Origin of the sequence: Glycomyces artemisiae (assembly GCF_003002955.1) — a bacterium.
GTDB classification, from domain to species: domain Bacteria; phylum Actinomycetota; class Actinomycetes; order Mycobacteriales; family Micromonosporaceae; genus Glycomyces; species Glycomyces artemisiae.
The window spans coordinates 159,998-167,889 of record NZ_PVTJ01000011.1 but is presented as its reverse complement, the minus strand read 5'-3'; the positions used below and the strand labels follow the sequence as shown (position 1 = coordinate 167,889).

Annotated in this window: 7 protein-coding genes; 4 read left to right on the top strand and 3 right to left on the bottom strand. The window is 72.4% G+C overall.

The window, feature by feature from the left end; translation table 11 throughout:
* The coding region (locus B0I28_RS23680; RefSeq protein ID WP_281260952.1) for an enolase C-terminal domain-like protein at window positions 1-741 on the top strand (741 nt) is incomplete at its 5' end.
* A gap of 40 nt (window positions 742-781) precedes the next feature.
* Here B0I28_RS23680 and B0I28_RS23675 read toward each other — a convergent pair.
* On the bottom strand, window positions 782-1,249 hold the full coding sequence (locus tag B0I28_RS23675) for a DUF6194 family protein (RefSeq protein ID WP_181245928.1): 468 nt from the start codon (window positions 1,247-1,249) through the stop codon (window positions 782-784).
* A gap of 32 nt (window positions 1,250-1,281) precedes the next feature.
* Here B0I28_RS23675 and B0I28_RS23670 point away from each other — a divergent pair, with 32 nt between their 5' ends.
* Window positions 1,282-2,028, top strand: coding sequence for a MerR family transcriptional regulator (locus B0I28_RS23670; protein ID WP_106366333.1), 747 nt, complete (start codon window positions 1,282-1,284; stop codon window positions 2,026-2,028).
* Window positions 2,029-2,063: 35 nt separating this feature from the next.
* Window positions 2,064-3,332, top strand: coding sequence for a hemolysin family protein (locus B0I28_RS23665; protein ID WP_106366332.1), 1,269 nt, complete (start codon window positions 2,064-2,066; stop codon window positions 3,330-3,332).
* A gap of 94 nt (window positions 3,333-3,426) precedes the next feature.
* Here the strand turns inward: B0I28_RS23665 and B0I28_RS23660 are convergent, their stop codons facing one another.
* The gene (locus tag B0I28_RS23660) at window positions 3,427-4,146 is read right to left on the bottom strand and encodes a hypothetical protein (protein ID WP_106366331.1); all 720 of its coding nucleotides are present in this window, start codon (window positions 4,144-4,146) and stop codon (window positions 3,427-3,429) included.
* A gap of 125 nt (window positions 4,147-4,271) precedes the next feature.
* Here B0I28_RS23660 and B0I28_RS23655 point away from each other — a divergent pair, with 125 nt between their 5' ends.
* Window positions 4,272-7,064: an AfsR/SARP family transcriptional regulator gene (locus B0I28_RS23655; protein ID WP_181245926.1), complete on the top strand. Its 2,793-nt coding sequence runs from the start codon at window positions 4,272-4,274 to the stop codon at window positions 7,062-7,064.
* Here B0I28_RS23655 and B0I28_RS23650 read toward each other — a convergent pair whose 3' ends face one another.
* Window positions 7,065-7,865 carry a Nif3-like dinuclear metal center hexameric protein gene (locus tag B0I28_RS23650; RefSeq protein WP_245889085.1) on the bottom strand — a complete coding sequence of 267 codons (801 nt, stop codon included), beginning with the start codon at window positions 7,863-7,865 and terminating at the stop codon, window positions 7,065-7,067. It abuts the gene before it with no gap.
* Window positions 7,866-7,892 lie beyond the last annotated feature (27 nt).

Genomic DNA, 7,892 nt, shown 5'->3' with positions numbered 1-7,892 from the left:
TTCGAGGCGATGGCAGGGGTCCGCTACGACCACGAGCCGGCCCAGCGCGGGGCGCTCCCGGCCGAGGAGGACTGGGACACCCGCTCCTACCTCCGGCACGTGCCCACCGTGTTCGAGGCGGTCCGGAACGAGTTCGGGTCCGAGGTGCCGCTGCTGCACGACGCCCACCACCGCCTCACCCCGATCCAGGCCGCGCAGCTCGGCAAGTCCCTCGAACCCTATGACTTGTTCTGGCTTGAAGACGTCACTCCCGCCGAGAACCAGGAGGCCCTGCGCCTGGTCCGCCAGCACACGACGACGCCCCTGGCGGTCGGGGAGATCTTCAATACGGTGTGGGACTACCAGCAGATCATCCGCGAGCAGCTCATCGACTACGTCCGAAGCGCGGTCACGCACACCGGGGGCATCTCGCATTTGAAGAAGGTCCTCGACTATGCCGCGCAGTACCAGATCAAGTCGGGGATGCACGGGCCCACCGACATCTCGCCGGTCGGGATGGCCGCGGCCATGCACCTGGGCCTGGCGATCCACAACTTCGGCATCCAGGAGTACATGCAACACGGCGCCAAGACCGACCAGGTCTTCCAGCAGTCGTTCACGTGGACCGACGGCCACCTCCACCCCGGCCACCAACCCGGGCTCGGCGTCGACCTCGACACCGACGAAGCCGGGAAGTACCCCTACGTCCAGGCCTACCTCCCCTTCAACCGCCTCCACGACGGCACCATCCACGACTGGTGAACGACGCCGTCGGCGGACGCGTCCGCGAGGTCGGCCCGGGTCAGGACCCGGGCCGGGCCGCGCGGCGTTCGGCCCGGCGCACGGCGTCGTCGTGGGCGGCGCACAGGAGCCCGAGCGCCTGGGCCTCGGTGCGTTCACCGGGGTTGACGATCGCGATCCAGCCCTGGAGGCGGTACAGCGGGTGGGGGAGGACGGTGTCGGTCGCGGTGAAGTCGCGCGGCGCCCCCTCCTCGCGGGGGCGCTCCCCGATGAGGTCGGTGAACGCCTCGGTGCCGACGTGGACGTTCAGCCGCCATCGGCCCGGCCGGTCGAGGTCGCAGGCGGTGTCGTCGGGATAGTCCTTGGTGATGATCGTGGCGTAGGGCTGCTCCCGTTGCGGCACTTGGCCGTCGGGGGCGTAGTAGAAGAAGTGGTCGCCCCAGGCGATCTCGGGGAACTCGCCGCCTTCGGCGGGGGCGAGTTCGAGGACGCCGTCGAAGGATCGGACGGTGTCGAGGATCTGCTCCATGGTCATGGTTCAAGCGTATGGCTGAAGTGCTTATGGAGGGTTGGAGGCGCGGCGTGGACGGTGCACCGCTCGGCACGGCCGAGGTGGCCGCGGCCTCGGGCTACTCGGTGCAGCAGGTGCGCGACCTCGAAGCGCAGGGCGTCATCCCGCCCGCGTCCCGCTCGGCGGCCGGGTACCGCCGGTTCGCGGCCGGGCATGTGGAGGCGCTGCGCGCCTACCGCGACCTCGCGTTCGCGGTCGGCCCGGTCGCGGCCCGGCACGTCATGCGCGCGATCCGCTCCGAACCCCGCGCGACCGCAGCGGCGCTCGCCAGCGGCCTGCACCAGCGATTGCACGACGAACGCGCGCAAGCGCTCGCCGCGCGTACGGCACTGGAAGCCATCAGCGGCGAGGCCGAGACCGAGGCCGAGCCCGTCGCCTCCGATGCCATGACCATCACCGAACTCTCCCAGGCGCTCGGAGTCCGCAGCTCGACGCTCCGCTTCTGGGAGCAGTGCGGCCTGGTCGCACCCAACCGCGTCACCACGCCCTCCGGATCGTCGCGCCGCTACGGCCTCACCGCGATCCGCGAAGCGCGCATCACCGCGGCCCTGCGCGCGGGCGGCTACCGCATCCCCGAGGTCGAACTCGCGATCACCGCGATCCGCGACCTCGGCGAGACCGGTGAGTCCGCCGCCGCCCTCGACGCCCGCCTGGAGTCCATCGCCGACCGCACGATCGCTCTCCTCCGCGCCGGAGCGTTTCTGGCCGCGGAGCTGTCGGACGGCCCCGGTCGGTAGGCTCTCGGGAACGTCGGATCGAGGGGGTTGTTGCCGTGGGCGGCTATGGAGGCCAGCTCGGGCTCGTCGTGGTGCTGATCGGGTTGAACGCGGTGTTCGCGGGCAGCGAGATGGCGCTGGTGACGTTGCGCGACAGCCAGATCCAGCGCCTGGAGCGCACCTCGCGGGGCGGGCGGGTGCTCGCGAAGCTCTCCCGCGACCCGAACCGGTTCCTCGCGACGATCCAGATCGGGATCACCCTCGCGGGGTTCCTCGCGTCGGCGACCGCGGCGGTCGCGCTCGCGCAGCCGCTCGTGCCCGCGCTGTCGATGTTCGGCTCCGGAGCCGAGTCGGTCGCGATCGTGCTCGTGACGCTGGTGCTCACGTTCGTCACGCTCGTGTTCGGCGAGCTGGCGCCCAAGCGGATCGCTATGCAGCGCGCCGAGCGGTGGGCGCTGCTGGTGGCCCGCCCGCTCGACGTCCTCGCCATGCTCGCCCGCCCGGCGGTCTGGCTGCTCGGGGTCTCGACGGACCTGGTGGTGCGCCTGACTGGCAACAACCCGCAGGCCGCGCGCGAGGAGGTCTCCACAGAGGAGATCCGCGACCTCATCGAGTCGCAGGGCGAGTTCACCGCCGACCAGCGGACCATCCTCTCCGGCGCGTTCGAGATCGCCGAGCGGGTGCTGCGGGAGATCGTGGTCCCGCGCCGCGACGTCACCTCCATCCCCGTCGCGACCTCCGCGGCCGAGGCCGCGCGCATCCTCATCGAGACCGGCCATTCGCGCGCGCCCGTCGTGGGCTCCACCGGGATCGACGACGTGCAGGGCACCGTCCACCTGCGCGACCTGGTCGGCACCGACGCGACCGCCGCCGAGCGGGCCCGCCCGAGCATGCTCCTGCCCGAGAGCCTCAAGGTCACCGACGCATTGCGGCAGATGCGCGACGAGCACGAGCAGTTCGCGATCGTCGTCGACGAGTACGGCGCGGTCGAGGGCATCATCACCATGGAGGACCTGGTCGAGGAGATCGTGGGGGAGATCTACGACGAGTTCGACCGCGACATCCAGACCGTGCAGCGCGAAGAGGACGGCGCGATCGTCCTCCCCGGCGGCTTCCCGCTCCACGACCTCGTCGACCTCGACGTCGACCTGGAGCGCACCGGCCACGGCGACTACGCCACCGTCGCGGGCCTGGTCCTCGACTACCTGGGCCGCGTCCCCGACCGCCCCGGCGAGACCGTCGCCATCGAGGGCTACACCGCCGAAGTCCTTGAGATCAAACGGAACGCGATCACCAAGATCCGCCTCCGCCGCACCCCGGACTAGGCCGCCCGCCCGGACTTCCCGCCCCACCCCGGCGGGCACGGAAAAGCGCCTCCGGCTCCCCGCGCGACGGTAGCCGGAGGCGCTGCTCGCGGGGTCAGCCGATCGGAGCCGGGTCCGGGGCCGCGATGCAGGGGAACACGTTGTTGTCGAGCGTGTTGTCCTTGCCGCGGGCGCAGAACTCGAAACCGCCGGTCGGTGCGGCGCTGTCCTCGACGCTGACGGCGACGGCGCCGACCATGGTCTGGCCGGGCTCCATCTCGACGCCGAAGATGCTGCCCTCCATCCAGAGGTAGTTCGTCCAGTCGTCGCTGGCGAGCGGCTCGAACTGGGCGCTGAGGATGGTGGAGTTCCAGCCGTCGTAGGTGCAGTAGGCCGGGTCGTTCGCCGTGTAGTCCGCCGAGCAGGAGCCCGCGGAGGAGGGGTACCGCATCTCAAGCGTGTAGCCGAGGTTCGACAGGCCGGCGTGGTCCAGGCCGCGGTCGTCCAGCTCGCCGGTCGCCACCACGTAGATCACCAGGTAGTGCCTGCCGGCGTCCGCGGTGTAGTCGAGGAACTCCGTGGTCCACTCGGTGCCGACGGCCTTGATCCGCGTGCCGATCGACGCCGACTCCGCGTCGAAGTACAGCAGCTCCTCGCCGGGGAAGTCGTCGAAGGTGGTCGGAGTCGGCTCGGACGACGTCTGGTCGTCCGTCCCGGCCGTGGTCTGGTCCGAGGAGTCGCTTTCCCCTGCGGCGTCGGCGTCGCCCGCGTCGCTGCATCCGGCGAGCAGCATCAAGGCGCCCAAGGCGAGCGCGGACATGGAACGGATGGACATCCGGAGATCCCTTCAAGGTCGGCGGGGCCGTGAAGCGGCCCCGGGCGCAATCATTCCGGGCCCCGGCTTCAAAACGGCTTCATCGCCGACGCGCCGCGTCGCAGGGGTGGGGCAAAATGGGTGGCATGCCCGAGACCACCGCGCCCGCCTCGCCGTCCGCCGCGGTGGAGTTCGGGGTCCTGGGGCCCCTGCGCGTCGCGCTCGGCGGCACGGAACTGGAGCTGACCGCCCCGCGCCTGCGGACCTTCCTCGCCGCCCTGGTGGTCAAGGCCGGGGCCAAGGTCGGCGTCAACGAGCTGGCCGACGCCGTCTGGGGCGCCGACCTGCCCCGGAACCCGCGCCGCGCGGTGCAGTTGTGCGCGGTGCGCGTGCGGGCGCAGCTGGAGCGGATCGACGCCGCGCACCTGGTGGCGACCTGCCCCGACGGCTACCGGCTCGACGTCCCGGCCGACCGCACCGACGTGGGGCGGATGCGCCGCCGCATCGCCGAAGCCGATGCCGCCGCGGGCGACGGCGCCCGCGAGCTGGCCGCGGTAGCGGCGGCGCTCGGCGAATGGCGGGGCGAGGCGCTGGCCGACGTCCCGTCCGAGGCCCTGCACCGCGAGGTCGTGCCCGGCCTGACCGAGCAGCGGCTGGCGCTGATCGAGCGCCGCGCGGCCCTCCTGCTGCACGACGGGAACCCGGCCGACCTGGTCGACGAGCTGGTGGCGCTCACCGCGCGGTACCCGCTGCGCGAGCGCCTGTGGGCCGCGCTCATGGAGGCGCTGCACCGGTCCGGCAGGCGCGGCGAGGCGCTCGACGCCTACCACCGGTACAGCCGCCTGCTCCGCGACGAGCTCGGGATCGACCCCAGTGAAGCGGTGCTCGCGCTGCACAAGAGCATCCTGACCAGCCGCACCGAGACCGAGCCGGACGCGGCGACGCCGCTGGCCGTGCCGCGCCAGCTCCCCTCCGACACGGTCGCCTTCACCGGCCGGGCCGCCGAGCTCGCGGGCCTCGACGCGCTGCTGGCCGCCAAGGACGACTCGTCGGGCCCGCTGGTCGGCGTGGTCACCGGCACCGCCGGGATCGGCAAGACCTCCCTGGCCGTCCACTGGGCCCGCGGCGTCGCCGACGAGTTCCCCGACGGCCAGCTCTTCGCCAACCTCCGCGGCTACCACCGCGAGCAGGCGCTCCCGCCGCACCGGGTCCTCGCCCGGTTCATGCGGGCGCTCGGCGTGCGCGGCGAGGACGTCCCCGAGGACCCCGACGAGCTCGCCGCCGCCTACCGCTCCGCAATGGACGGACGCCGGATGCTCATCGTCCTCGACAACGCGAACAGCAGCGACCAGGTGCGCCCGCTCCTGCCCGGCTCGGCCGGGTGCCTGGTCCTGGTCACCAGCCGCGACGTGCTCATGGGCCTGATCGCCGAGGAGGGCGCCGCCCAGATCGGCCTGGAGCTGCCCACCCTCGCAGAGTCCCGCCGCCTCCTCTCGCGCCGGATCGGCCGCGAGCGGCTCGCGGCCGAGAGCGGCGCCGCCGACGACATCATCGCCGCGAGCGCGCGCCTGCCGTTGGCGCTCGCCATCGCCGCCGCCCAGGCCGTGGCGAATCGCGGCACCCGGTTGTCCACGCTCGCAGAGCAGCTGCGCGCCGGCCTCGACGCCTTCGGCGCCCCGTCCACCGAGACCGACGTGCGCGCGGTCTTCTCCTGGTCCTACCGCTCGCTCAGCCCCGACGCCGCCCGCCTGCTCCGCCTTCTCGGCCTGCACCCCGGCCCCGACCTCACCGCGGCAGCCGCGGCCAGTCTGTGCGACTGCGCGCCCGCGTCGGCCGCACGGCGGGTCGACGAACTCGTGCGCGTCAACCTCCTCATGGAGCCCGCCCCGGGCCGGTACGCGCTCCACGACCTCATGCGCGAGTACAGCACCGAACTGCTGCACGTCGAAGCGTCCGAAGCCGACCGGAACGACGCGGCCCGCCGCATCCTCGACCACTACCTCCACACCGGGCACGTCGCGGCGACGATCCTCAACCCGCAGCGGGCCAGCCTGTCGCTGGGGGAGCCGCCCGCGGTCGCCCACCCGGAGACCGTCGCCGACCACGACGCCGCGATGGCCTGGTTCGCCGCCGAGGCCGAAGTCCTGCTCACCCTCGTGGACTGGGCCGTCGCGCGCGGCGACGACCGGTCGGCCTGGCAGCTCGCGATGATCCTCGTGGGGTACTTCGAGCTCCAAGGCGCCTGGAGCCAGTGGATCGCCTCGCAGCAGGTCGCCCTCGAAGCCGCCGAACGGCTCGCGGACCCGGCCCTGGAGGCGTACTCGCACCGCGGCGTCGGCCGCGCGCACGCCAGGATGCGCCGCGGCGACGACGCCGAACGCCACTTCACGCGGTCGATGGAGCTGTACCGTGACCTCGGCGACCTCAAGGGCGAGTCGCTCGTCCTCACCAACCTGGCGATCCTCTACTCAGGACGGGACGACTACGTTCGGGCCCTCGAACACGCCCGGCGGGCGCTCGAACTCGAAGAGCGCCTGGAGGACACCGACAGCGCCACCACCCTCAACCTCGTCGCCTGGTTCCTCGCCCACGTGGGGGAGCAGGAGAGCGCCCTCGACCACGGCCTGCGGGCGCGCGCCGGGTTCCAGCGGATCGCCGATCCGCTCGGCGAGGCCGCGGCCCTGGACACCATCGGCTTCGTCCACCACCAGCTGGGCCGCTTCTCAGCAGCGATCGACACGTTCCAGGAGGCCATCCGCCTCAACCGGCAGCTCGGGAACCGCTACGACACCGCGGTGTGCCTGCTCAACCTGGGCGACTCCCAAGCCGCCTCCGGCAACCGCGGCGCGGCCCGCGAGTCGTGGCGCCAAGCGGAGACCGTCCTCGACGAACTCCAGCACCCCGACGTGGACGAGGCGCGCAAGCGCCTGGCCGAGTAGCTAAGCAAGCAGCGTGGCGAACGGGTCGGCCGTGGGAACGAAGGCGACCGGGAACCCGGGCAGCAGCTCGGCGAGGCGGCCCGCCGTCGCGGCCATCCCCTCCTGCTCCGAGGGCACATGCCCGATGACGATGAGCCCCTTGGCAAGCCCCGCGCTCACCGCGTCGGCGGCATACGCGGCCGTCTCCCACTCGTTCGACTCGCCGATGAGGAGCACGTCCACCTCCGGGCGGGCGAGCGCCGCCCGGTTCTTCTCGAACCCGAAGAACCCGGGCTGGAGCCCCGCAACCGAGACCGGCAGCTCGGGATCGCCGATGTAGCGGAGCGCGCTCGCACCGAACGCCCGCGCCGCATGACCGGCGAGCGCGCCGAGCGTCGTGGCCGGAACGTCGAAGACGCCCGGCAGGTCGCCGCGCTCGAAGTCCTTCCAGCCCAGCACATGCGCGGCACCGTCGATGATCCGGTCCGGCCGCGTGTCGTGCACCGCGTCGTGGAGGCGCCGCACCACCAGCCCGTGCTCCGCGATGAACGCCGCCTTCGCGCGGTGCACGGGATCGTCCGCGCCCGCGAGCATCGCGTTCCACTCCTCGCGGTGGTGGAAGTACAGCGGCTCATGGGAGAACACCAGGTCGAGGCCCTGCGCGGCCGCCCGCTGGAGCACGTCGAGCGTCGCCATCATCGTGAACGCGACGCCGTGCACCTCCTGGTCCGGTTCGCCCGCAAGGTATTCGTCCACGGTCACTTCACGCCGCGGCACCCCGAGGTGCGCATCGACCAGATCCACTACGTCCTGCGCCGTCATCGCCACATGAGCACTGTATCCGTTCCG

Coding starts and splice junctions, on each gene's coding strand:
- B0I28_RS23660 (WP_106366331.1), bottom strand. CDS start 4,146: ATGTCCATCCGTTCCATGTCCGCGCTCGCCTTGGGCGCCTTGATGCTG.
- B0I28_RS23675 (WP_181245928.1), bottom strand. CDS start 1,249: ATGGAGCAGATCCTCGACACCGTCCGATCCTTCGACGGCGTCCTCGAA.
- B0I28_RS23655 (WP_181245926.1), top strand. CDS start 4,272: ATGCCCGAGACCACCGCGCCCGCCTCGCCGTCCGCCGCGGTGGAGTTC.
- B0I28_RS23650 (WP_245889085.1), bottom strand. CDS start 7,865: ATGACGGCGCAGGACGTAGTGGATCTGGTCGATGCGCACCTCGGGGTG.
- B0I28_RS23670 (WP_106366333.1), top strand. CDS start 1,282: ATGGAGGGTTGGAGGCGCGGCGTGGACGGTGCACCGCTCGGCACGGCC.